This is a genomic window from Sphingobacterium sp. SYP-B4668 (assembly GCF_027627455.1).
Lineage (GTDB): Bacteria > Bacteroidota > Bacteroidia > Sphingobacteriales > Sphingobacteriaceae > Sphingobacterium.
Genome location: NZ_CP115483.1, coordinates 651,122 through 675,997, shown reverse-complemented (window position 1 = coordinate 675,997; position 24,876 = coordinate 651,122). Strand labels below are relative to the sequence as shown.

The 24,876-nt window shown below is 39.2% G+C and carries 21 protein-coding genes and 1 riboswitch; of the genes, 18 read left to right on the top strand and 3 right to left on the bottom strand.

What is annotated here, in order from left to right:
- Window positions 1-20: 20 nt before the first annotated feature.
- Window positions 21-1,274, bottom strand: a complete 1,254-nt coding sequence (gene fabF / locus OQ289_RS02850) for a beta-ketoacyl-ACP synthase II (RefSeq protein WP_033563435.1) — start codon at window positions 1,272-1,274, stop codon at window positions 21-23.
- 27 nt (window positions 1,275-1,301) lie between these two features.
- Window positions 1,302-1,538 (bottom strand): acyl carrier protein, encoded by a 237-nt coding sequence (locus OQ289_RS02845; protein WP_033563902.1) that lies wholly within the window; start codon window positions 1,536-1,538, stop codon window positions 1,302-1,304.
- 265 nt (window positions 1,539-1,803) lie between these two features.
- Between OQ289_RS02845 and OQ289_RS02840 the strand changes: the two genes are divergently transcribed.
- Both OQ289_RS02840 and pyk read left to right on the top strand, forming a co-directional pair.
- Window positions 1,804-2,310 (top strand): IPExxxVDY family protein, encoded by a 507-nt coding sequence (locus tag OQ289_RS02840; RefSeq protein ID WP_270089357.1) that lies wholly within the window; start codon window positions 1,804-1,806, stop codon window positions 2,308-2,310.
- Between the two features lie 181 nt (window positions 2,311-2,491).
- On the top strand, window positions 2,492-3,922 hold the full coding sequence (gene pyk, locus OQ289_RS02835; protein WP_270089356.1) for a pyruvate kinase: 1,431 nt from the start codon (window positions 2,492-2,494) through the stop codon (window positions 3,920-3,922).
- Between the two features lie 32 nt (window positions 3,923-3,954).
- On the opposite strand, the gene OQ289_RS02830 is transcribed toward pyk, so the two are convergent.
- Window positions 3,955-4,305: a hypothetical protein gene (locus OQ289_RS02830; RefSeq protein WP_033563438.1), complete on the bottom strand. Its 351-nt coding sequence runs from the start codon at window positions 4,303-4,305 to the stop codon at window positions 3,955-3,957.
- Between the two features lie 131 nt (window positions 4,306-4,436).
- On the opposite strand from OQ289_RS02830, the gene OQ289_RS02825 reads away from it, so the two are divergent.
- The 16 genes from OQ289_RS02825 to OQ289_RS02750 all read left to right on the top strand — a co-directional run bounded on the left by OQ289_RS02825 (window position 4,437) and on the right by OQ289_RS02750 (window position 24,847).
- Entirely contained in the window at window positions 4,437-6,257 is a 1,821-nt protein-coding gene (locus OQ289_RS02825) for a sensor histidine kinase (RefSeq protein ID WP_033563439.1), read from the top strand.
- Between the two features lie 53 nt (window positions 6,258-6,310).
- Entirely contained in the window at window positions 6,311-6,997 is a 687-nt protein-coding gene (locus OQ289_RS02820; RefSeq protein WP_033563440.1) for a response regulator transcription factor, read from the top strand.
- A 140-nt stretch (window positions 6,998-7,137) separates the two neighbouring features.
- Window positions 7,138-7,245, top strand: a riboswitch (SAM riboswitch).
- A 71-nt stretch (window positions 7,246-7,316) separates the two neighbouring features.
- Complete coding sequence (gene metE, locus OQ289_RS02815) at window positions 7,317-9,629, top strand: 5-methyltetrahydropteroyltriglutamate--homocysteine S-methyltransferase (protein WP_270089355.1); 2,313 nt, start codon at window positions 7,317-7,319, stop codon at window positions 9,627-9,629.
- A gap of 409 nt (window positions 9,630-10,038) precedes the next feature.
- Window positions 10,039-10,215, top strand: coding sequence for a hypothetical protein (locus OQ289_RS02810; RefSeq protein WP_270089354.1), 177 nt, complete (start codon window positions 10,039-10,041; stop codon window positions 10,213-10,215).
- Between the two features lie 330 nt (window positions 10,216-10,545).
- Window positions 10,546-11,223 (top strand): tRNA (guanosine(37)-N1)-methyltransferase TrmD, encoded by a 678-nt coding sequence (gene trmD, locus OQ289_RS02805; RefSeq protein WP_270089353.1) that lies wholly within the window; start codon window positions 10,546-10,548, stop codon window positions 11,221-11,223.
- A 245-nt stretch (window positions 11,224-11,468) separates the two neighbouring features.
- Window positions 11,469-12,872, top strand: a complete 1,404-nt coding sequence (locus tag OQ289_RS02800; protein WP_270089352.1) for an anthranilate synthase component I family protein — start codon at window positions 11,469-11,471, stop codon at window positions 12,870-12,872.
- Window positions 12,869-13,183, top strand: coding sequence for a chorismate mutase (locus OQ289_RS02795; protein WP_270089351.1), 315 nt, complete (start codon window positions 12,869-12,871; stop codon window positions 13,181-13,183). The genes OQ289_RS02800 and OQ289_RS02795 overlap by 4 nt, the downstream gene beginning before the upstream one ends.
- Window positions 13,155-13,727 (top strand): anthranilate synthase component II, encoded by a 573-nt coding sequence (locus OQ289_RS02790; RefSeq protein ID WP_270089350.1) that lies wholly within the window; start codon window positions 13,155-13,157, stop codon window positions 13,725-13,727. The genes OQ289_RS02795 and OQ289_RS02790 overlap by 29 nt, the downstream gene beginning before the upstream one ends.
- A gap of 1 nt (window position 13,728) precedes the next feature.
- A complete protein-coding gene (gene trpC / locus OQ289_RS02785; RefSeq protein WP_270089349.1) occupies window positions 13,729-14,511 on the top strand; it encodes an indole-3-glycerol phosphate synthase TrpC in 783 nt (260 codons plus the stop codon).
- A 217-nt stretch (window positions 14,512-14,728) separates the two neighbouring features.
- Entirely contained in the window at window positions 14,729-15,244 is a 516-nt protein-coding gene (locus OQ289_RS02780; protein WP_270089348.1) for an RNA polymerase sigma-70 factor, read from the top strand.
- Window positions 15,245-15,280: 36 nt separating this feature from the next.
- Window positions 15,281-15,898, top strand: coding sequence for a hypothetical protein (locus OQ289_RS02775; protein ID WP_270089347.1), 618 nt, complete (start codon window positions 15,281-15,283; stop codon window positions 15,896-15,898).
- A gap of 6 nt (window positions 15,899-15,904) precedes the next feature.
- Window positions 15,905-17,110, top strand: coding sequence for a hypothetical protein (locus tag OQ289_RS02770; RefSeq protein WP_270089346.1), 1,206 nt, complete (start codon window positions 15,905-15,907; stop codon window positions 17,108-17,110).
- 327 nt (window positions 17,111-17,437) lie between these two features.
- Window positions 17,438-19,828 (top strand): TonB-dependent receptor, encoded by a 2,391-nt coding sequence (locus tag OQ289_RS02765; RefSeq protein WP_270089345.1) that lies wholly within the window; start codon window positions 17,438-17,440, stop codon window positions 19,826-19,828.
- A 25-nt stretch (window positions 19,829-19,853) separates the two neighbouring features.
- On the top strand, window positions 19,854-21,107 hold the full coding sequence (locus tag OQ289_RS02760) for a DUF4374 domain-containing protein (RefSeq protein WP_270089344.1): 1,254 nt from the start codon (window positions 19,854-19,856) through the stop codon (window positions 21,105-21,107).
- 84 nt (window positions 21,108-21,191) lie between these two features.
- On the top strand, window positions 21,192-22,358 hold the full coding sequence (locus OQ289_RS02755; protein ID WP_270089343.1) for a PepSY-associated TM helix domain-containing protein: 1,167 nt from the start codon (window positions 21,192-21,194) through the stop codon (window positions 22,356-22,358).
- Window positions 22,359-22,408: 50 nt separating this feature from the next.
- Window positions 22,409-24,847 (top strand): outer membrane beta-barrel family protein, encoded by a 2,439-nt coding sequence (locus tag OQ289_RS02750; RefSeq protein ID WP_270089342.1) that lies wholly within the window; start codon window positions 22,409-22,411, stop codon window positions 24,845-24,847.
- Window positions 24,848-24,876 lie beyond the last annotated feature (29 nt).

Below are 24,876 nucleotides of genomic sequence, written 5' to 3'. Positions count from 1 at the left end.
CTCTCCACTATCTATGGGAACTATGGCTGATATTTTTTAAAAATAACAGTAGCATTGTGTCCACCAAATCCAAAAGTATTACTCATTGCAGCATTTACTTGTCTCTTCTGAGCTGTATTGAAAGTGAAATTCAATCGATTATCCAACTCAGGATCATCAGTAAAATGGTTGATTGTCGGAGGCACAATATCGTGTTGAACCGCTAAAATTGAAGCAATTGACTCTATCGCGCCGGCAGCTCCCAAAAGGTGACCTGTCATCGACTTGGTAGAACTGATATTCAATCTATAAGCATGTTCACCGAACAAATCTACAATTGCTTTAGTCTCACTAATATCACCTACAGGAGTAGAAGTTCCATGCACATTAATGTAATCGATATCCGAGAAATCTAATTCGGCATCCTTTACAGCCATAGTCATGGCGAGCTTGGCCCCTAATCCTTCGGGATGAGATGCTGTAATATGATGTGCATCAGCACTCATACCACCACCACCAACCTCAGCATAAATCTTAGCTCCGCGAGCTAGCGCATGTTCTAGGCTCTCTAATATAATCGCACCAGAACCTTCGCCCGAAACAAAGCCATCACGGTCCTTATCAAAAGGACGAGATGCAGTTTTAGGATCATCATTTCTTGTTGACAGCGCATGCATCGCATTAAATCCGCCTATTCCAGCCTCATTAATGGTTGCTTCCGATCCTCCTGTAACAATGACATCAGCTTTTCCCATACGAATATAGTTAAAAGCATCAATCATAGCATTTGTCGCCGAAGCACATGCCGAAACAGCAGAAAAATTCGGTCCGCGAAGACCATGTCGCATAGAAATATGTCCAGGAGCAATATCTACAAGCATCTTCGGGATGAAGAAAGGATTAAAACGGGGTGTTCCATCTCCTTTGGCAAAACTTGCCACCTCGTCAGCAAAAGTAGTCAAACCACCAATTCCCGACCCCCAAATAACTCCGATACGATTCGTATCTAAATTTTCAAAAACTAAACCAGCATCCTTGATTGCTTCATCAGATGAGGCAATAGCATACTGTACAAAAGGGTCAACTTTACGAGCTTCCTTACGATCCATAAAATCATGTGGATCGAATCCTTTCACTTCGCACGCAAACTGAGTCTTGAATTTCGATGCGTCAAATCTTGTAATAGGAGCAGCACCGCTTACACCATTTATCAATCCTTCCCAATAAGCGGGAACGGTATTGCCAAGTGGTGTAAGAGCGCCTAACCCTGTTACTACTACTCTTTTAAGCTCCATTTATGATGATTGGCCTAATTAAATTAGTTAGTTAACGTTTTTTTCTAAATAAGCGATTGCTTGACCTACTGTGCCAATGTTTTCAGCTTGGTCATCAGGAATAGCCACGTTGAATTCTTTTTCAAACTCCATGATTAACTCAACAGTGTCAAGTGAATCAGCACCTAAATCATTGGTGAATGAAGCCTCTGGTGTAACTTCGTTCTCATCAACACCTAGTTTTTCAACGATAATTGCTTTTACTCTTGAAGCGATATCTGACATGATTTTATAGTTTAATTGTTTAATAAATCTGTGCAAAGAAAATTAAATTTCACCAATTATCAAACCCTTTTGATTTTTTGGCACTGCAAAAATAAGGATTTTAACCCATTAAACATACACTAATGAGCTAATACTTAATCCTATCCAATAATACTAACTTTTAGCTTTATTTACAAACATTCGCTTTTCTTAATGCAAATTTTACATAGAATCTCCGCAAGATACACGAAATTATAGTATTTTCGTACAAAACTTAGCGTCAAAATTGAACAAAATAACAGTATTTAAATTGGAAATGGACATGGAGGAAGAACTCGATTTTGTTCTCCTTGGAATCAGTTCCCCTTTACGGGATTACAGACTTTGCCATTTCTTAAATAAAAACACCGGCTTACGCTTTATCTATGGAAAAGAAAGTGACCTGGACCACAAGGGAAATTCGAAGGAAGGCCCAAAAGAGGAATACGAATACCATATCATACAAGAAAAAAGCCGAAATAAAAAACCAGCATTAAAACACCATTTTGCAATATATAGAGATTGTGACCCAAACTATGAATACGAATACTACCTGATTAACAACAGAAGCCTCGAAGGAGGGATATTGATACCTGAAATCGCCAATTTTGATTTCTTTATGGTCATCAAACATTTTATACATGAGGACGATCTAAATACACTAATTCAACAAATAAATAGAATAAATGATATCATAATGGTAAAAGAAATAGTTCCTAAAATATTGAAATCTAAAGAAAATCTCATATTTTAGCACTCTTTTCCAAAGGTGTACATTCTACACTCCAAATTTATAAACGAGAAAAGAAAGACGCTATTTCTTTTATTTAATGCAAATACACGGAATAGTAATCAGATAGATATTAAAAAACATTACATGAAGCAGCCCCCGATTAATCGGACGACCGCTCATCAACAATTAAAAAAAATAAAGGATGAAAAAAGTTCAAAAACGGACCAAAATAGTAGCAACCCTTGGACCGGCATCGGCAGATAAAACTGTTCTAACGAACATGATTGCCAAAGGAGTCGATGTATGTCGACTTAATTTTTCCCATGGAAGTCAAGAGGATCACTTAAAAGTGATCAACACGATTAACGAAATAAACGCTGAAACAGGATTTAATGTAGCTATCCTTGCAGATCTTCAAGGACCTAAAATCCGAATTGGCAAAATGAAAGAGGGCGGTGCCATCTTAATCAATGGTTCACAGGTAGAAATTACTACCCAAGAATTAATTGGAGATGAAAAACGTATCTATATCACTTATGAAAATTTCCCGAACGACGTCCAAGAGAATGAGATTATCCTTTTAGACGACGGAAAACTCCAACTGCGAGTCCTATCGACCAATCACAAAGATACTGTTATTTGTGAGGTTGTACACGGCGGTGTATTGACATCTAGAAAAGGAGTCAACCTGCCCAACACAAAGGTTTCTATTCCTTCCCTGACGGAAGAAGATTTGGACAACCTTAATTTTGCCCTTGACCATGGCGCAGATTGGATTGCTATGTCGTTCGTTCGCTCTGCAGAAGACATTTACCAATGTAAAGAAATCATTAAACAAAAGGGCAGCCACGCTCGCATCATTGCAAAGATTGAAAAACCAGAAGCAATTGAAAATATAGATGCCATTATAGAAGCCACTGACAGTATCATGGTAGCTCGTGGTGACCTAGGTGTCGAAATGCCTATGGAAGAAGTCCCTGGCTTACAAAAAATCATTGTTCAAAAATGTCGTGACCTTTCAAAACCAGTAATCATCGCTACCCAAATGCTCGAAAGCATGATTACAACTCCTCGTCCTACTCGTGCCGAAGTTAACGACGTTGCCAATTCCGTACTCGATGGTGCAGATGCGGTAATGTTGAGTGGAGAAACATCTGTAGGTGAATTCCCAGAAATTGTTATTGAGACAATGACTAAAATCATCGTACATGTTGAGCGTACTTCTTACAACTACTATAGTGACAAGAGTGACCAAAACACCGATTTGACTAAAATTCCAGATGCAATTTGCGGTTCCTCTATTTTCTTAGCGCAAAAAACTAAAGCTTCCGCAATTGCAGTCATGACATCATCTGGATACACAGCATTTGAAATATCAAGCTATAGACCAGATGCTGATATCTACATCTTCACTGGCAACAAACATTTGTTACGTTCGCTCAGCCTTGTTTGGGGTGTTCGAGCATTTGTTTACGAAAAATTTGAAAGTACTGATGGAACTATCCAAGATGTAAACACGCTCTTAACGGAGAAAAATCTAGTATCAAAAGGACAAATTGTGATTAACACATCATCTACACCTTTACACGAAAAAGGACGTACAAATACTATCCGAGTTTCGGAAGTAAAATAATTGAGAATAGGCGATTGGAAAAATTCAATCGCCTATTTTTTTATTACCCTTTTCTCCTCTAATAAAAGCTTTGGAGTAAACTTTTGTATCTTATCGATCTCCTGCTGATCGATTTCAGCTAATTTTTCCGTACCCGGCATATTCGCCGAATCACGACCATACAATTTCTTTACGGGCATGTTGTTCCGATCCTCGGGTGGTTTCATCTTAGAATAATAAACGGCCACAACATCCCCTGCAGAGGTATCAGGCAACGCTATTGAGTCTTGCTGGCCAACAAGACTCTTCTTAACCTTCGCAGGCAACGGTGCAAGCTCCTGCCCCTCAACATTCACGGCCAGCACTAGGCCGATCGCAAACAAAAGACTATATCGTAAATTCATAAATAAAGTGCTTAATTAATTCCATTAAATTTAGAAAATTTCCGTCCAAGGACCAAATAACTTCCATAAACAGCTGTTAAATAGTGTTAAATGGAAAATATGAACATAAAGCATTCCTATTTTTGTAATAAATGAAACAAAAAAGTATCACAGTCATTATTGGTTTGATGTCAATTGCCCTATTGGGGGTAATGGCTATGCAGTACTTTTTTATTCGAGATTCCTTTCGTCAAAAATCTCAACTCTTTGACGAAGCTGTAAATGCCTCATTGTCAACCGTAGCTTCAAAAGTCGAGAAGCATGAAGTCATGGCATTTGCCAAAACACAGCAAAAAAGTAATCAAGAAAAATATGAACGCGAGCAAAAACGCCTAGAAGAGCAAATCAACATACAAAAGCAAATTGAAAGTCTTCGAGTACGACAATACGAAACACAGCAAAAATTTAAAGACGCAGAAGACCATCTCAAAATGAGCTATCCTATTGTCGTATCCATTGAAAATTCATTTTACGAGACCTACATTCGCCGTACTCGATACAATTACCTTGTCAAACTCAAGATCTCACAAGGCATTAACTACGAAGATAACGCCGTAGACAACTCTATTGAAGTATATGCAGTAGAGAAAATAGCACAAGTAGATGGGAAAGATGACAGCAGCAGGTATTTGGCTTACTACAACCTATATGACCTCAATGCCATAGGGTTTACAATAAAAACCCTCCCCCCCCGCGCGGATATGAAATTAGCCCTTCGCATCCATGAGCTAGAAAGGAAGTTAAAGCTCACACAATTAAATGATGCAGCCAATCTATACGACAGCATCGCAGTGATGGGAGGAAAAAAAACAGATGTAATAGAGGATTTTGCAGCTAGCATAGAGTTATCAAAAAAACCTCTAAAAGAACGCATTAACCTACCATTTTTGGAGCGCGAAATTTCCAAAGAATTATTGAATCGGGATATTACATCAGAATTCAATATTGAAGTCAGGGAGAACAACAATCTCATATACAACATCAATACATTAGGGGAATTAGACAAACCCCAAAAACACAATAGCTATTCCACCTTATTATTTCAAGGAGATCTCGGAAATGCACCTGGAAAGCTGACTATTTCTTTTCCAAATAAAAAGAATATCATCATGGACAACATGGGCTATCTTTTCTTTCCAATGGGCGCATTATTAGTTCTTTTGATTGGTTGTTTTGCCTATACGCTGACCACTATTTATCGACAAAAGAAAATATCAGAGATGAAAACTGACTTCATCAACAACATGACGCACGAATTTAAGACGCCTGTTGCGACTATCATGATTGCGAGCGAATCGCTACGTGACCCCGAAATCATAACCGACCAAAAAAGGGTAAATAGACTTGCAAATATCATATATGACGAAAATATCAGATTAGGTGACCATATCGAACGAGTGCTCAACATCGCTAGATTAGAAAAAGAAAACCTTAAAATTGACCGCATCGACGTGCGTATAAATGAACTCACTAATGCTGTACTGGACAGTATGAATTTACAGCTTCAGAAATCAAAAGGTACGTTAGAAGTATATTTAGAAGCGAAGGAAGATACCGTCATTGGAGACGAACTCCACCTTTCCAACGTACTATTCAACTTGGTAGACAATGCCATCAAATACAGTCGCCATGCGCCACACATCGTAGTGAAAACTCATAACCACAAAAATACAATTGTCATCTCTGTTGCTGACAACGGTATTGGCATGACCCGAGAACAACAACAAAAGATATTTGACCAATTCTATCGCATTCCGACAGGCAACATTCACAATGTAAAGGGTTTTGGCCTAGGCTTGAGTTATGTAAATGACATAATCAAACGATTAGACGGACGTATACAGGTAAAAAGTGAGAAAGATAAAGGCACACATTTTGATGTAACATTGCCGCTAAAGGGTTACAAACTATAACTAACGCGGATGAATTTCCATCTGCAATTGTCCAATGAACAAATACGCGAATTATGCAAAAAATATTATTAGCGGAAGACGATCCAAACTTAGGGGAATTATTAAAGGACTATCTTGAATTAAAAAGCAAGTTTGATGTCACGCTATGCCAGGATGGAGAGGAAGCGCTCACCGCCTTTCATAAGGATGAATACGACCTCTGCATACTAGATGTGATGATGCCTAAAAAAGATGGGTTCACACTTGGTAAGGACATCCGTAAAACCAACACCACTGTCCCGATTATTTATGCTACCGCCAAAGGCATGATGGAGGATAAAACTCAAGCATTTGAACTTGGTGGGGACGATTATATCACCAAACCCTTTCGAGTAGAAGAACTCTTGTTACGCATACACGCTCTTTTAAAAAGAAGCTCCCGTGAAAAAGATGAGGAAGTCGCAGACAAGTTTGAAATTGGCGATTACTTCTTTGACTACACCAGTCAGCAAATTTCTTACAAAGGCCAACAGCAAAAACTCTCCACAAAAGAAGCTGAGCTGCTCCGACTCCTGTGCCTCAAAAAGAATGATGTCCTGACCCGGGAGGAGGCGTTACTAAAGATCTGGCATGACGACAACTATTTTACAGGTAGAAGTATGGACGTTTTCCTAAGCAAATTACGAAAATATCTCAAGCAAGATTCAAATGTAGAAATTGTTAATGTACACGGTAAAGGATACAAATTGCTCGTGAGCTAACGCATTAATATAGAATAGAAGGCATACCGAAAGGATTGAAAATGAGTTGGAACCTAGAAGTTCAACCATCAGTTTCAATCCTTTTTTTCTTTTTTATCTGTTCTTTTTTGTAATATCAATTCTTATTCCGATATTAGCGTCGCTTATAGAGAAAGGCCGAGGGAATAGACCCGAAGAAGCCTTAGCAACCTGTCACTTGACAAGGTGCTAAATTCTACCCCCCTTCATGGAAGAGGGAAAGATAAGCCGAAGTCACTACATCTGGTGTCCTTCCTCTTTAGCAATAAATAATTTAGATAACAATTAATAAGGAAATAGTATGTTAATTACAAACAACTTAGGTTACCCAAGAGTGGGACCTTTCCGCGAATTGAAGAAAGCTAACGAGGCATATTGGGCTAAGAAGATTTCTGCGGAAGAATTATTACAGGCAGCTAAAGAAATCCGTGAAGCAAATTGGAAAACTCAGAAAGATGCGGGCATCGATTTGATTCCTTCCAATGATTTTTCATTCTATGATCAAGTATTAGACCTTTCATTGACAGTTGGTGCTATTCCAGCTCGATACAATACCTTATTAAGCAAAGTAGACAACAACTATAGCTTAGATCTTTATTTTGCTATGGCGCGGGGTTTCCAACAAGATGGAATCGACGTCACAGCTTCTGAAATGACAAAATGGTTTGACACGAATTACCATTACATGGTTCCTGAATTCACTAAAGGTCAAACATTCAAGTTAACTTCTGAAAAGTTTCTAAACGAATACAACGAGGCTAAGACAGCTGGCATTGAAACAAAGCCGGTCATCATTGGTCCAATCACTTACCTTTTAATCGGTAAAGAAAAAGAAACAGGTTTTGACCGTATCGATCTAATCGAAAACTTATTACCCGTTTACGAGCAAATTCTTTCGAAATTAGCCGCAGCTGGTGCTAAATATATCCAGATAGATGAACCTTATTTGGCTTTAGACATAGATGCAAAAGTAAAAGCTTTATACACTTCAGTATTCGAAAGATTAAGTGCAGCAGCAGGTAATGCTAAACTCATCGCTACAACATATTTTGAAGCTTTAAAGGACAATGAAGATTTAGCGCTAGGGCTTCCAGTACACGCTTTACACCTAGATTTAGTTCGCGGGGAAAATCAACTCGACACTGTGCTACCAAAAGTACCGGCGTCATTGACTCTCTCCTTGGGCGTGGTGGAAGGTCGTAACATTTGGAAAAATGATTACGAAAAATCGTTAACAAAACTCCAACAAGCTATAGCTGCTTTAGGCGCAGACAGAGTATGGGTAGGTACGTCATCGTCATTACTGCACGTTCCATTTGACCTGGACAGCGAGAAAAACGAAGAAACACTTCCTGCTGAGGTTAAAAATTGGTTAGCATTTGCTAAGCAAAAATTAGCAGAAGTAAAAGACCTATCTATCTTGGCTGATGGCGAAGTAGATGCAAATACTGCAGAGCGCTTTGCGGCGAATAAAGCTGCTGCTGAAAGCCGTCGTACCTCTCCCCTTATCCACAAACCAGAAGTAAAAAATCGGGTAAGCAACATCACGGATGAGGATGCTAAACGTACATCGGCATTTGCAACACGTAAACTCGCTCAACAAGCAAAATTTAGTCTCCCTGCTTTCGCTACTACTACTATCGGTTCATTCCCGCAAACCAAAGACGTTCGTAAATGGAGAGCAGATTTGAAAAAGGGAGCTATTACGCAAGAAGTGTACGACAAAGAGATTGCTGAGGAAACTGAAAGAGCCATCCGTTTGCAAGAAGATTTAGGTATCGATGTTTTGGTACACGGTGAGTTCGAACGTAATGACATGGTGGAATATTTTGGCGAGCAATTAGCAGGCTATGCCTTCACGCAATACGGATGGGTACAGTCTTACGGTTCTCGTTGTGTAAAACCTCCGGTTATTTACGGTGACGTATACCGTCCTGCAGATATGACCGTACGGTGGTCGGCATACGCACAATCATTGACCAATCGTCCTGTAAAAGGAATGTTAACAGGCCCCGTTACAATCTTACAATGGTCATTCGTACGTAACGACCAACCGCGTTCGACTACTACTTATCAAATTGCGTTAGCCATCTTGGACGAAGTACAGGCATTGGAAAAAGCTGGAATCAAAATCATTCAGATTGACGAACCTGCTATTCGTGAAGGACTACCCTTACGTAAAGCTGATCAAAAAGATTATTTGAATTGGGCTGTACGTGCTTTCCGCGTATCATCATCGAATGTAGAAGATAATACCCAGATTCATACACACATGTGTTACTCCGAGTTCAACAATGTAATTGAGGATATTGCTGCAATGGATGCTGATGTAATCACAATCGAAACATCACGCTCGCAAATGAAATTATTGAACGCTTTTGCAGGTGATTTTAAATATCCTAATGACATTGGTCCAGGTGTATACGATATTCATTCGCCTCGTGTACCAAGTACAGAAGAAATGGTAGACCTTTTACGTAAAGCTAAGGCTGTAGTTCCTGCAGAACAACTTTGGGTAAACCCTGACTGTGGATTGAAAACACGTGCTTGGCCGGAAACCAAAGCGGCTTTAGAGTCAATGGTGGAAGCTGCCAAAATCCTTAGAGCTGAATAGCCTTTAAGCATTCGTAATATTAAAATAGAGACACCCCGTAGTTGAAATATACTACGGGGTGTTTTTTTTACCTGCCAATGCAATAGGACTTCAATTCACAATTGAATGGTATATAATTCGACATAAAGCTATTATTAGTAGAGGTTAAATAGAGATAAGATAAAGGATTAACAGAGGGTTGATAGAGGTATGACCTCTATCAACCCTCTGTTAATCCTCTAGTAATTATGTCTTAAGTCTTTATTAAATCAGAATTTATATAAACGCTATCAAGCATCATTGGGGAAGTAACCACAAGAGGTCTACACGGGAGAGAACACTATCAAATGCTTTATCATCGGATAAAAAAGCTGATTCAGAACTTTTTGATGTCTGGATTGTTATTGAAATACAGTATAAAAAAGATATTATGAAGAGAATATTTCCGATAGCATTGGTCGTTATGGCAACTAGTCTTCTCAGCAGCTGTGCTGCAATTGAGGGGATATTTAAAGCAGGCGTATGGTCTGGTGTAATTATGGTCGTTGTAGTACTAGCACTTCTAATCTGGATATTGGCCAAATTATTTGGGGGACGAAAAGATTAAGCCCCTACTTCGTTACAGAAGGTATGAGGATGGGATTGTTTCACAAACTGGGACAACCTCTTCCTGCATTCACTACCTCCCCATAGTTGGTAAAGCTGCATTACAATATCCCATCCCGCCGAGAATGCAACATTTTTTTCAGGGTATTCCTATCATAGCTTTGATTCGCGGTGTTTTTTATTGAATTAGTGAAGCTTTAAATAAATTGTTACAATCTTTTTATAAAAAACATAAAACCCTCCCTACAAAAGCGAATTGATTTAGATGAAAAACAACAGATATTCTTTTGCCCATACGCGCTCTTGATGAGCGATTCATTATCTTTGCGGTATGCGATTTGATATTATTACCGTATTACCCGATTTACTGACAAGCCCATTTGCACATTCTATTTTGCAACGCGCGCAAAAAAAAGGATTGGCCGAGATTGTGGTTCATAATTTGCGAGATTATGCTTCGAATAAACAGAAGTCTGTAGATGATTATCCCTACGGTGGTGGCTCGGGTATGGTAATGCAGATTGAGCCTTTTGCCAAATGTATTGAGCATCTACAAACCGAGCGAAAATATGATGAAATTATCTTTATGACCCCCGATGGCGAAACCTTAAATCAAGAAATTGCCAATACACTTTCAACTAGAGGTAATATGATGATCCTATGTGGACACTACAAAGGAATCGATCAACGTATTCGGGATATATTCGTTACAAGGGAAATCTCAATTGGAGATTATGTTCTTTCTGGAGGTGAGCTTCCTGCCGCCATCTTGACAGATGCGATAATCAGGCTAATCCCTGGGGTATTGTCGGATGAAACTTCGGCTTTATCAGACTCATTTCAAGACGGGCTATTGGATGCTCCAATTTATACGCGCCCAGCAGAGTGGAATGGACACAAAGTACCAGAGATATTGCTAAGTGGCAATGAAGCTAAAATTTCGGCATGGAGAGATGAACAGCAGTTACAAAGAACTAAAGAACGACGCCCAGATTTATTAAATGAGTAACGAAAAAGCCTTTTTTTTATTTTTTTGTCACATAAAATTTGCATTATGAATTTTTTTTATAAATTTGTGATATAATGTTGACAATTCAATTAAACAATACATGGTGGTGGCCGGACGCAAATTGCATCGGGTGCTAGTGTATTGTCAAAATATTTCATAATCAACCAAAACCACTTATGGAAGTTCACCCGACGCGAAGAAAACGTCGGGTTTTTTGTTGTAAAAAAATTAAAAAATAAGAATTCATGTCATATACGTTTAAAACGAATTTCAAAAAGATACTTGCCGATACCACGACACCGGTAAGTATCTATTTACGGCTACGGGATGCCTTCCCTAATAGCCTTTTGCTGGAGAGCTCGGACTACCACAGTCGGGACAACAATATCAGTTACATTTGTTGTCAACCTGTAGCGGGTATCAAACTGAATAAACAGACATTGGAAATCAGCTATCCGAATCACCAGACTGAACATAAAAATATAGTAGGCATCAATCTACGAGAAGAAATATCTGCTTTCAGAAAGCAGTTTTCAGAGGCTAATGAACCTGAAGTCAATGTGATTACAAATGGGTTGTTTGGCTATTTTACTTTCGATTGTATCGAACACTTTGAAGACATTAAGTTAACCACGCCTGTCGACCCAAAACGCGATATCCCTTTTATGCAATATCATATTTATAAATATGTCATTGCCATAGACCATTTCCGTAATCAGCTTTATATCTTTGAGCATCTTTTAGACGATGAGCAATCGGGCCTTGACAAGCTGGAATACCTCATCCAAAACAAAAACTTCCCGGAATATGAATTCCGGACAAGCGGACCGGAGACCTCCAATCGCACGGACGAGCAGCATCGTGAGCTTGTGCGTAAAATGATCAAACATATCCAAAGAGGAGATGTGTTCCAGATTGTCCCTTCACGTGCGTTTGCAACACCATTCCTGGGTGATGAATTTAATGTATACAGAGCTTTACGATCTATTAATCCTTCCCCCTACTTATTCTATTTTGACTATGGCGATTTTAAAATCTTCGGTTCTTCCCCCGAAGCACAATTAACCATCAAAAAAAATGAGGCTGCCATCTACCCAATCGCTGGTACATTCAAACGGACCGGGGATATGGAAAAAGATGAAAAAATAGCCGAAGCACTGAAAAACGATCCAAAAGAGACATCGGAACATGTCATGTTGGTAGACCTAGCCCGGAACGATTTGAGTAGACATTGTGATCAGGTGACGGTGCGCTCTTATAAGGAAGCGCAATATTACTCGCATATCATCCATTTGGTTTCTAAGGTCACCGGGCAACTGAAAAAAGATATCAATCCATTTGATGTGGTTGGTGACACGTATCCCGCTGGAACCTTAAGTGGCGCCCCTAAGCATATGGCATTAACACTTATTGATCGTTATGAAGGACAACAACGATCTTTTTATAGTGGAGCCATCGGCTATATGGGATTTAACGGAGATTTCAATCACGCGATTATGATCCGTTCATTCCTTAGTAAGCAAAACCTGTTGCATTATCAAGCTGGAGGGGGAATCGTCTTAGATTCTGATCCAGAGATGGAATTGCAAGAAGTGAACAATAAAATTGCAGCCTTGAGAAAAGCACTGGAAATAGCAGAAACAATATGATCAGACCATTGGAATATTGCGAAAATCTCGCTCATGTACGTTCATCTATAGACACCATAGACTATCGTATACTGGAACTTATTGCTCTCCGTAAGCAATATGTAATAAAAGCAGCTGAATTTAAGACAAATAGCGAAGAGGTAAAAGCCGAGGAACGTGTTAATCAACTCTTAAAAGACCGTCGTCAACTAGCCACAGATTTCGGTTTGCAAGAGACCTTCGTACAGAACCTCTTTACTGACATTGTCAATTATTTTATAAACGAAGAATTAAATATATTCGATGAGCAACAAAGTATTAGTAATCGATAATTACGATTCATTTACCTATAATTTGGTCCATCTTCTACAAGAGTGTGGACAAGAGTACGAAGTTTGGAGAAATGATAAATTTGATTTAAAGGATGTCGATGCCTTTGACAAAATCCTTTTATCTCCAGGTCCTGGAATTCCTGAAGAAGCAGGTTTGTTGCTTGATGTAATTCGGACTTACTCGAATACGAAAAACATACTGGGCATTTGTCTGGGACAACAGGCGATTGCTGAGGTGTTTGGAGGAAAGCTATTCAACATGGCCAAACCACTGCATGGTGTGGCGACGGATATTCTCATCACCGACCCAGAAGAGCTACTCTTCAAGGATTTTCCAAATGATTCCAAAATCGGACGTTATCATTCATGGGCGGTAGACAAAGAGTCGTTACCATCTTCTTTACGTATCACGGCTGTAGACGAGAACGGAATCATCATGGCCTTAAGCCACAAAACCTTAAAAATAAAGGGAATGCAATTTCATCCCGAATCTGTGTTGACGGATAATGGGAAAACACTTATCAACAATTGGTTAAAAAGCTAATATGACAATCCTAGATAAAATAGTCGAACGCAAAAAAAAGGAAGTGGAGCAAGCCAAAGCGCTAGTCACGATAGAAGAACTCCTAACGTATCCCCTCTTTGACCGGGAATGCTACTCTCTTAAAGAATCGGTCTTGAATCCCAATCGTACTGGAATTATTGCCGAGTACAAACGGGCATCTCCTTCCAAAGGGCTTATTAACGGGACATCAACGGTGACGGAAGTTGTTACGGGCTATCAAAATGCAGGTGCATCAGCTGTATCGGTATTAACAGATACCGATTATTTCAGCGGTAATCTAAAAGACCTGACAGAAGCACGAGAAGCACTTAGTATTCCCCTTCTCCGAAAGGAATTTATCGTTGACAAATATCAAATCACAGAAGCAAAAGCTTACGGCGCGGATATCGTTCTACTAATTGCGGCTTGCCTGACATCCGACGAGATTAAAGATTTTTCCACTTATGCGAAGCAACTGGGATTGAGTGTATTATTAGAAGTTCACAACGAAGAAGAATTGACACCCAACATCATGGATACTATTGATGCTATTGGGGTCAATAACCGCAACCTGAAAGATTTTTCGGTTTCTCTTGCTCATTCCTATGATTTGGTCAACAAGATTCCTACTCAATTCATTAAAGTTTCCGAAAGTGGCATTTCGAATCCAGATACGATAAAAGAACTGAAAGAAATAGGATTCCAAGCTTTTTTGATTGGTGAGAACTTCATGAAAACAACAAATCCATCTAAATCTATTGCTGATTTTGTGAAAGAACTATAGCCTCTATTTGTAATTAATCTAAATAGCTTATATTTGTCGTCGAATGCATTTTTGGTTTTTTGTCTTTCCGCCATTGCTTGGTATTTAAATATTGACAGGCACCGCTAGTGCGCACCATTTACATGGTCTATAAATAAAATAGACAAGAACGATATGCAGTTAGAAATTGTGTAAAGTTAGCTTGAACAGCAATTTATCTTAACTTGATATACCAGATTTGGAGACGACAATATTTATTATAACACATAAAAGCTTTGAACAACTTTATCTCGATCATTGGGAAAAGTTGTTCTTCTTCTGTGTCAAGGCCTGTCAAGATGAAGATGTTGCAAAAGAAATCGTTCAAGATGTTTTTAAGTCGCTATGGGAACGTAGAGATTCCTTACAACTCAAAGAAGTAGAGCGTTACCTTGTGCGATCCGTCAAGTTAAAATCATTTGAACATATTCGAAATAAGGTGACGCGACAGCAACATCATGAGCAGATCCAAAACAGCTTGCAAGAAGACTATCAAGATAATCACATAGAGACTCAAGAGTTGTCTAGTAAAATCAATCAGTTGATTAGCGCCCTGCCCAATCAATGTAAAAATGTGTTTCAAATGAGTCGACAAGAGGGGTTAACCAATAGAGAAATTGCCACAAGACTATATATTTCAGAGCGTGCCGTCGAATACCATATCACAAGGGCCTTAACGACATTGAAAACACATCTAGCTGATTACATAAAATAATTTTATCTTTATCCATCATAAGCACTTCAAAACAAAATGATCAACAAAGAGCTTCTAGAAAGGTATCATCTCGGCCAATGCACAAAGAATGAGCGAGATACTGTTGAGCAGTGGTTGGATAATGACAACTTGGAAATGGAAGGTGCTGTCCATGGTATAAATGACCTCGCTAATACCAAGGCGTCTATTTGGAGTGAAGTACATCGCTCCACCCAAAAAGAAAAATACTCCCTGTCGTTGAGGCGGTGGATGTCTGCAACTGCAGCTGTGCTATTGGCAGTGTTGGGCATTGGTACTTTTATGTTAGATACGGAGTTCCCAGATGAATTCACTTTTGACAATCTTTCTGGTGATCAAATCCAAAACTTTGAAGAGCACAATTACAACATTACGCTTTCTAAAAAATCTTTTGTTCGCATAGATACGGAAACGGGAGATTTAGATGTGAAAGGAGACATTATGTTCACCCCTAAAAAGGATCTCATCCTTCATGTATGCAACCGCAATCATCAAATCAGGTTAAAATCTGGCGAAACTTACATTCTGTTGGCACAAAATAAAAATTGTGAACATGTTGTTTTGACAAGGCAGGAACTCACATTCTTATCGCCTATTCTTCAAAATCAGCTCAAACTACAGTTTAATATTTCGTAGCAGCTTATGTCGATAACAAAAATATTAACATATTTTGGAGCACTATTGCTGGTAGCTACGATGTTAGGGTGTAATCCTACATCGATTACAAAAAAAACAACTGGAGCATACTCCCTGTATATCATGCAAAAAGATGGTACGCATGCCCTCTTACAGGTTGATAGCCTAACGGATGATAGCATGGATACGAAGGTAGCGTCCATTTCTATTCCTGCGTCGTTTGACCGATCAATCATTTTAAAGGATGGATTCTTCTATCACATGGATACCGAGGAAAACAGCTTTAATAAATATAGACTAACGATAGATGGATTGCAAAAAGTTGCTGGCATCAGGATAGTAGATACACATATTGAAAATAAAGTATGGGTGGGACAAGATACGCTTTTGCTATTGACGCTAGATGACCAGACCTATAGACAGGTCGGTTTTTACAAAATTGACATGAAACACTTTAGCGTGGTATCCTCCGGCACTATTCCATTGGATTTTCCCTCAACCGCGTTCAAAACAATATCTATAGGTTTTAGCAATCTTGATCAAGACAAACTTCTCTTTGGCTATTGTTTTAATAAGATTCTGGACAGCGAGAATTATACGACAATCGATACGATGTATGTGGCTACACTCGGCTATCCATCTATGGAACTCCAGAGCATAGAGAAGGATTCACGATCGGCTTATCCGGGAGGAATAAATACGATACAGTCCTATAGTTTCGAAGATGAATACCATAATTTCTATTTCATGAGCTGCCCAGGCATTGCATTAGGTAATAATTTGAAGATGCCCACTGCTATTTTTAAAATTAATACCACAACTGATTTGATCGATCGAGATTATATGGTTGATATCTCTCGAACAATAGGTAATCATGCATATGGAATGTGGTATTTAGGAAATGGCGAAGTCCTAATCAGAAGCGAACGAAAAGATCGTTACAAAGACTTTTCCGATCACCATTCTACCTATCATTTCGAATATTACCGAGTCAACCTCCAATCCGGAAAAATGACCAAGCTATCACTACCATTTGATAAGGGCACTCGAAAGGAATCGGTTGTAATCGATAACAACAAGGCCTACATCGGCATAGATGACTCAACGGATACCCATCAAATTTGGGTATACGATATCGGAAGCACAACAATCAGTAAAGGACTGAAATTGACAAAGGAAACCGATTTTATACTCCGAATAGACAAAATGTAATTTTATCCCTGCTGTATCAAATGTTTTACCACATGTAAAACGTTCGAAAAAAACAGTTAAAGCTGCTTATTCCAGTGGATTCGATTTGAATAGCCCCAAAACATGTATACCCCCATGTTTTGGGGCTATTCCTATCTGTACGTACCTGCCTCTACGGCTCTGACCAACTCCTACTCCCCTATCTTGCTCCTTTTTAGAATAAACCTCACTTCTTTTATTTCCCTCAATGACAATGACTTGTAATATTATTTAAAATTAATTTACAATAGACCTTCGGTAGATTCAAACAAGGGCAACATATACAATGTATAATTAATCTAAATAAGAATGTTTAAAGTAAGATTTATCACCTTCATCGCATTATTGGTCCAGACATTTAGCTATGGGCAAGAGATTGGACAGCTTAAGGGGAAGGTAAAATCAAATAATATCAGCTTAGAGGGTGTTTCCATCAGCATTGGAGCATCAGGAAAAACAACGCAATCAGATAAAAACGGAAATTTTCTATTATCCTCCCTAGCTATCGGTTCGTATACAATCACCGCTTCCTCACTCGGCTATCGGACAATAAAATCTACGTTTGAAATAACGAAAATTCATCCTTCGCAAGAAATGGTGATAATATTAGAACCAAACACCACACGCATTGATGAGGTGGAGATAATAGGAAGAAGTACAACAGAAGAAGTCAATAGGCAACCCTACAACGTAACTGCCATAGACGCGAAAAAGCTACACAATACGACCTTAGACATTGGTCAGGCATTGAATCGTGTATCCGGTGCACGTATGAGAGAGTCGGGCGGAGTAGGTTCCAATATATCTTTCTCTCTAAATGGTTTTTCGGGGAATCAGGTTAAGCTCTTTTTAGACGGCATTCCAATGGACAACTTTGGATCCTCCTTCCAATTAAACAATATTCCAATCAATTTTGCGGAACGGGTGGAGGTCTACCGCGGAGTCGTTCCTATTTGGCTAGGGGGCGATGCCTTGGGCGGGGCGGTAAACATTGTTACACAATCGAGACCTGGGAAATATTTGGATGCATCTTATTCGTATGGCTCTTTCCATACACACAAAAGTACGATCAACACGGGCTACGTCGCTGACAATGGTTTCACATTGATGATCAATGCTTTTCAAAATTTTTCTGACAACAATTATTGGGTCAATGTAAAACATTACGATCCCCAAACGTCTAAATATACAAAACCACAACGCACAAGGCGCTTTCATGACCAATATAGAAATGAAACACTTGTGATGCAAGCGGGTGTTTCAAACAAACCATACGCAGACCAACTATTATTTGGTATTACGGTTGGGGAAAATAGAAAAGAAATACAGACCGGAAACAATATGTATGACGTATACGGGGGGCGCGAAACAAAGGGCTCGCTTATCCAACCTAGCTTGAAATATATCAAAAATAACCTATTCACTTCGGGTCTGGACGTACGTCTGCAAGCACGTTATAATATGGGAAAAGATAGGAGCATAGACACCATTCCAAAAATCTTTAACTGGAGTGGGCAAGGGATTCCTAAGTACCCAAACGACCCTATGGCTAAGGGTGGGGAGGCAGGTCTAACGGACTATAGATATAAAAACAACAACGGCAACCTCACCGCAAGCATTAGTTACAATATAGACGAAAGAAACGGGATTATGGTCAACCATTTATTGACCACTTTTGACAGAAAGGGTACAGACAAATATTTTCCAGATCTTATCGAGAACAAGTTTCCTAAAAAAACCATAAAGAATATAACAGGACTGGGGTACCGATTCGCGATTGCAGATCAATGGGATTTAAATGCTTTTGTAAAAAACTACCATCAAAATAACACATCGGGCAAAGAAATCAGCACTACAGAATACGAAAAGTTGAAAACTAGCAATAGCAAATTAGGGTATGGATTTGCTGGATCGTATTATTTGAACAAGGCCGTCCAACTAAAGACATCTTACGAAAAGGCCATCAGACTTCCCGAAAATATGGAGCTTTTTGGAGATGAAGTAAATTTATCAGCGAGTAAGTCGCTATTGCGTCCAGAAACGTCAGACAATATCAATATCGGCGCCAGCTACTTCTCTAAGCTTAACGATAACAATCAGATTAGCGTAGATGCCAATTATATCTTCAGGAACGCAAAGGATTTCATCAGAGAAATTACTGGGCCAGAGAATAGCAATGGTCGTCGTGAAAGATATTTCGCTAACCTTAGAAATGTACGCAATCAGAGTGTTGATTTGAATGTCAGATATTATTTTAAACAGATTCTTGCGGTAGGTGCAAATATGACCTATCAAAATATGATCAATACCACGAAATCCGAACCTGGAGATGTCAATCAGGCAATCATCTACAAAGATCGTCTGCCCAATACGCCCTATCTATACGGGAATGCTGATGTGACGTATTATTTGCATAATTTCTTAAAGAAAGCCAATACCTTAAGTATCGGTTACAATCTACAGTATATCCATGAGTTCTTTTTAGACTGGCCAAGTCTCGGAGATGTAAGTACAAACTTCGTAATTCCTCAACAATTATCACACGATGTGAGCTTAATCTACACACTTGCTTCTGGCAAATACAATGTAGCCTTTGAATGTAACAACCTCACGGATGTAACGAGATTTGACAATTTTGAAATGCAAAAACCAAGCAGATTATTCCATCTGAAACTACGTTACTTTATCAATAGAAAATAATAAAATTCACTAAAATACAATAATAATGAACAAATTGAATACGTTAAAATGCCTAGCATTTTTAATCGGTGCTGTAGCTATCACATCTTGTAGTAAAGACAATCCTGCGGGTAAAGATCAAGAGCCAATTGACCAAGGTAAAGAGAAATTTGTCTTTGTAGTATCTGGACAAGGATCTTCCGAAACGGGTGGTACTGGCACATACGTAGTATCAACGGATGATGTATCTAAAGGCTCGTTAAGCCTAGCCGGGAATGGACTTGCTTCTAAAGAGTTCTCTTTTGCTTTCCAAAATAACCATCTATTTGGCCTGGTATATGGTGGCCAAGGTGAGGTCACTCCATATAAAGTGGACAACAGTGGCAAACTGGTCCGCTTGGAAGATGAAACTGTCAATGCGTTGGTAGCGGGAGTCTATGGAACCTATGGTGACAAAAACATTGTCATGGGAACAACAACTCGTAGTCTAAGCAATCCTATCGCGACATTAACCAATTATGATGCTGAAAACTTTCAAATTGCAGGCAAGAATACAGTGGATCTGTCGAAGGTATTGGGTGGAAAACGCATGGCGATATGGACTGGATTGTTCCAAGTGGGATCAAAGATTTATATTCCTTTTCAATCTGGGGATGGTTCCAATAATTGGGGAGGAGACTTCACGACTATTGACACCACATATATCGGGGTATTCTCTTATCCAGATTTAAAATTTGAGAAAACCATCAAAGACGGTCGTGGTAGCCATATTGGCAATTGGTTCAGCCAACAAGGTATTGCAGAGGCTGCTGATGGTTATGCATATGCTTGGTTTACGGCTGATGCCGAAGAAATCAAAACAAAAAATCATTCTGGTTTTTTACGCGTCAACAAAGAAACCAATGAATTTGATAAAGGTTACTATTTCGATGTTGAAGCACTGGGTAATGGAAAAATAGCGAGGGGCAGCTACTTAAAAGGAAGCAAATTCTTGATGACGGTATATGACAAAGGTTCTACCGCTGAAGGGATTGGTGGCGGAAATGTTAAGTTATACATCGTGGATATCCAAGCCAAAACCATGACAGCTGTAAACGGTGTCCCGGTGCACGAACAATTTGGATATAACAACAAGGTACATGTTGACAAAGATGGTAAAAAAGCATATTACGTACTCCAAGACCCAACAGACAAGCAATTCTACGTCTATGTGATTGATACAGAAAAGGCTACAGGAACAAAAGGTCTACAGTTCTTGGGCGTATCTGATGTCACGGCAATCAGCAAGCTTAACTACTAACGTCTACTTTTTTTCAATTTATAAAACCAACATTGATTCCGATAGACCACAGACCTATCGGAATCTATACTGAAAGTAAATTCAATGCTCAAAAAACTCAATGCATGGCTACATCTCTGGCTAGGCATCATTACTGGAATACCCGTTGTACTGATTAGTATTACGGGATGTGTGCTTGTCTTTGAACAAGAAATCAGGCAATGGACCACAAGCTATATTAGGATTGAAGAAAAAACGGCTGAGGAACAACTTCCGCCTTCCGCACTTTTTAAGAGTGTGCAGAATACCTTTCCTGAGAAAGAAATAGGAAGCTTTTGGTATTATGGTTTGGACAAATCTGTAAAAGTAAGTCTGAATCACAGTGACACAATTGTATATGTAAATCCCTACAACGCACAAGTATTGGCTGCTGTTGACCACGAGGATTTCTTCCATTTTATTGATGAGGGTCATCGGCATCTTTGGTTTCCGAGCAAAATTGGCAGAAAAGTAGTCGGTTACAGTACGTTGATTTTCTTTTCTTTACTCATCACAGGGCTTATCTTATGGTGGCCTAAAAAGTGGACGAAACGTGCAACAAAGCAGAGCTTCTTTATCAATTGGAAAGCCCGGTTTAAAAGGATTAACTACGATCTCCACAATGTGTTAGGATTCTATGCTCTTTTGATTGCTACGGTAATGGCTGTCACGGGACTTGTCATGAGCTTTCCTTGGGCGAGACAATCCGTCGTGTGGTTAAGTGGGGGCTATCCTCCTCGCGCAAAAATGGAAATACCAAAAGATACGAAAGAAGAGGAATTTACCTTTACGGAGCGTGAGGATCTAGAAAAAGCAGATTACATCTGGCACACTGTCCGTAAGGAGATTGCACAATACAATAAAGAAGCTGTTATCGTTCATATTCCAGAAGGTGAAGATGAGACAATATATGCCTGCACAGATATGCATCTAGGCAGTTGGCGGGATTTGTCGTTTGACCGTAAAACGTTAGCGCTTACCGCCCGAACACAAAAACCTATGGCAGCAGCTAATCCTACAGAATGGCTCATGCGTAATAACTACGCGTTGCATACAGGATTTATCGGTGGAATGACCACTAAGGTACTTTACTTCTTAGCGAGTCTGATCTGTGCGACACTTCCCCTCACAGGATTCTATATTTGGTGGGGTAAGAAAAATAAAAACAAGACCTCAAAAAAATATAGGAAAAGAAAAGATCCTTTAGGAAAAACACCAATAGCACTGACCTAACGATTACTTCATTTCTCATCCTGTGTAACATGCGTAAAAGCTCATATTCAATGAAATTACTATTTTCAATTTTTATATTCATCATTATTGCATCCTTACCAGTCGCTAAAGCACAGACCGGGTCACATATATTTGGAAAGGTGGTTAATGAAAAACATGAAACACTATCCTATACGACTGTGACGCTCCATAATATGGACAGCGGGACTGTCACTATTGCGACAATTACGGATAGCACTGGGACTTTTGCATTTAAAAATATTATTGCTGGTAACTATAACATATCAATAAAGAGTCTGTCGCATCAGGAACATATCGGCGCACCTTTCCAAATCAGTCTTTCAGCTTCGAATCACAATATTGGTTTAATTCAATTATTGAGTAAGTCGAATGCAATTGGCGAAGTCGTGATTCAACAGAAAAAACCGTTGATTGAACAGCATGTAGACAAAATGGTTGTGAATGTCGAGAACTCAGGACTTTCTGACGGAAGCTCAAGCCTAGACCTTCTTAATAAGATTCCTGGGTTATCGGTATCGACAGATGGTACAGTTACCCTTAAAGGTAAATCTGGAACAACGATTATGATCAACGGTAAACTCACCTATCTATCAGCCGACCAATTGACAAATCTTCTACGTAGCACTTCCTCTTTAGATGTAACCAAAGTGGAAGTCATGACCAATCCATCAGCTAAGTATGAAGCTGCCGGAGAAAGTGGTATTGTAAATATCGTGTTGAAAAAAGGCCTGAAGCAAGGTTTTAATGGTTCGATTGGCTTGAACGGGGGGATGGGACGAGGTGCACAGATGGGGGGAAGCATAAATTTAAACTATAGAACTTCAAAAACAAACTATTTTGCTACGTACAACCAATATTATCAAAATCTAGAAAACCGTCAAGAACTCACCCGATACTTAATGAATAATGGGACCCAGCAAGCGGAGTATATTTCTGAGCAACGCAATATCGAAAAACCAAAATTACGTTCTAACAATTTTAGGATTGGAGCAGATTTTACACTCGATTCAAAAAATATCATTGGATTTCTAATCAATGGAGGATTTGGCAAATATCCCAAATATGAACCTACTGAAAATGACTTCAGAAATGCAACAGACCATAGTCTGCTTTGGAGAGCACATACGATTAATGAGGGACGAGAACGTTGGGAGGACCTGCTCTACAACCTGAACTATGTCCACAAATTTGATGAGGACGGGCATCAATTGACAGTAGATTTGGATCACGTCTATCACTATTCAAAGATGGACCAATCGTTGCAGACCACTTACACAGATGACATGCAAAATCCAACTAGACCGCTATCTGCTCGAATTGGTGATATTCCATCAAAAAACAGCGCGTATGTTGCAAAAGTTGACTACACACTTCCATTTAGAAATGGGTTAAAATTTGAAGCGGGATATAAAGGAAGTATCGTCCGAACGGAAAATGATTTACGATATGATACGCTTCAGAACGGGATTTACTTGCCCGACCATAAAACAAGCAATCACTTCATTTACCAAGAAAACATACAAGCTGCTTACTTGAATCTTAACAAAGAATGGGGAAAATTGACAACGCAGGTAGGACTTAGAGGTGAGTATACGGATACAAAAGGGGAGCAGATTACAACAGATGAAACATTTACCAAAAAATATTTCGATTTATTTCCATCGCTATTTGTCACATACACTATAGCAGACCAGCACCGAGTGCAAGCCAATTATAGCAGAAGAATTGAACGCCCTTCTTTCTGGGATATGAATCCGTTCAGGGTATATACAGACCCATTCTCCTATTATGAGGGCAATTCAAAATTGGACCCTTCGTTTTCGAACTCGTTCGAATTGGGCTATACGCTCTTAGGTAAGTATATGGTAACAACAAACTATAGCCATGCTAAAGATGTGGTCAATGAGATTGTAGGACGGGATCTGTTAGCATCCAACACTGTATTCGAACGACCAGTAAACTTAGGAACCTACACCAATATGGGCGTGTCGCTAACGGTACCAACTCAATTTACAAGATGGTGGAATGCGACTTATTTTGCAAACTTTTACTACAACAGATACGAACTACCAATGGGCGAGGCAATCAGTATACGTTCTGGAAATACACTTGCAATTAACGGCCAGAATACCTTTTCTCTTCCAAAGAGCTGGAAGCTAGAGTTGGGAGGAAACTACACGTCTGGGATGACAGTGGGGGTTCACGAAATCAAAAGCTATGGTCTCATTTACACAGGAATCCAAAAGAACTTCCTAAACGAGAAAGCCATGTTAAAACTTGTCATCAACGACATATTAAAAACCAATCAACGTCGCTATGAAACCATGTATACCGACATCCGGACTTTTGGTAAAATCAATCGTGATAGTCGATCGGTCTTACTCACGTTCAGCTATCGATTTGGAGGGAATATTTCATCCAGTAATAATAGGAGTACTGGAAGTGAAGATATCAAAAATAGATTGTAGCCTCGACCAGAAATACATGGTTAAAAAAG

Bases quoted from the DNA above. Each gene is read 5' to 3' on its own strand.
- fabF (WP_033563435.1), bottom strand. From the start codon at position 1,274: ATGGAGCTTAAAAGAGTAGTAGTAACAGGGTTAGGCGCTCTTACACCA.
- OQ289_RS02845 (WP_033563902.1), bottom strand. From the start codon at position 1,538: ATGTCAGATATCGCTTCAAGAGTAAAAGCAATTATCGTTGAAAAACTA.
- pyk (WP_270089356.1), top strand. From the start codon at position 2,492: ATGAAAAAAGTTCAAAAACGGACCAAAATAGTAGCAACCCTTGGACCG.
- OQ289_RS02830 (WP_033563438.1), bottom strand. From the start codon at position 4,305: ATGAATTTACGATATAGTCTTTTGTTTGCGATCGGCCTAGTGCTGGCC.
- OQ289_RS02825 (WP_033563439.1), top strand. From the start codon at position 4,437: ATGAAACAAAAAAGTATCACAGTCATTATTGGTTTGATGTCAATTGCC.
- OQ289_RS02820 (WP_033563440.1), top strand. From the start codon at position 6,311: ATGCAAAAAATATTATTAGCGGAAGACGATCCAAACTTAGGGGAATTA.
- metE (WP_270089355.1), top strand. From the start codon at position 7,317: ATGTTAATTACAAACAACTTAGGTTACCCAAGAGTGGGACCTTTCCGC.
- OQ289_RS02810 (WP_270089354.1), top strand. From the start codon at position 10,039: ATGAAGAGAATATTTCCGATAGCATTGGTCGTTATGGCAACTAGTCTT.
- trmD (WP_270089353.1), top strand. From the start codon at position 10,546: ATGCGATTTGATATTATTACCGTATTACCCGATTTACTGACAAGCCCA.
- OQ289_RS02800 (WP_270089352.1), top strand. From the start codon at position 11,469: ATGTCATATACGTTTAAAACGAATTTCAAAAAGATACTTGCCGATACC.
- OQ289_RS02795 (WP_270089351.1), top strand. From the start codon at position 12,869: ATGATCAGACCATTGGAATATTGCGAAAATCTCGCTCATGTACGTTCA.
- OQ289_RS02790 (WP_270089350.1), top strand. From the start codon at position 13,155: ATGAGCAACAAAGTATTAGTAATCGATAATTACGATTCATTTACCTAT.
- trpC (WP_270089349.1), top strand. From the start codon at position 13,729: ATGACAATCCTAGATAAAATAGTCGAACGCAAAAAAAAGGAAGTGGAG.
- OQ289_RS02775 (WP_270089347.1), top strand. From the start codon at position 15,281: ATGATCAACAAAGAGCTTCTAGAAAGGTATCATCTCGGCCAATGCACA.
- OQ289_RS02770 (WP_270089346.1), top strand. From the start codon at position 15,905: ATGTCGATAACAAAAATATTAACATATTTTGGAGCACTATTGCTGGTA.
- OQ289_RS02765 (WP_270089345.1), top strand. From the start codon at position 17,438: ATGTTTAAAGTAAGATTTATCACCTTCATCGCATTATTGGTCCAGACA.
- OQ289_RS02760 (WP_270089344.1), top strand. From the start codon at position 19,854: ATGAACAAATTGAATACGTTAAAATGCCTAGCATTTTTAATCGGTGCT.
- OQ289_RS02755 (WP_270089343.1), top strand. From the start codon at position 21,192: ATGCTCAAAAAACTCAATGCATGGCTACATCTCTGGCTAGGCATCATT.
- OQ289_RS02750 (WP_270089342.1), top strand. From the start codon at position 22,409: ATGAAATTACTATTTTCAATTTTTATATTCATCATTATTGCATCCTTA.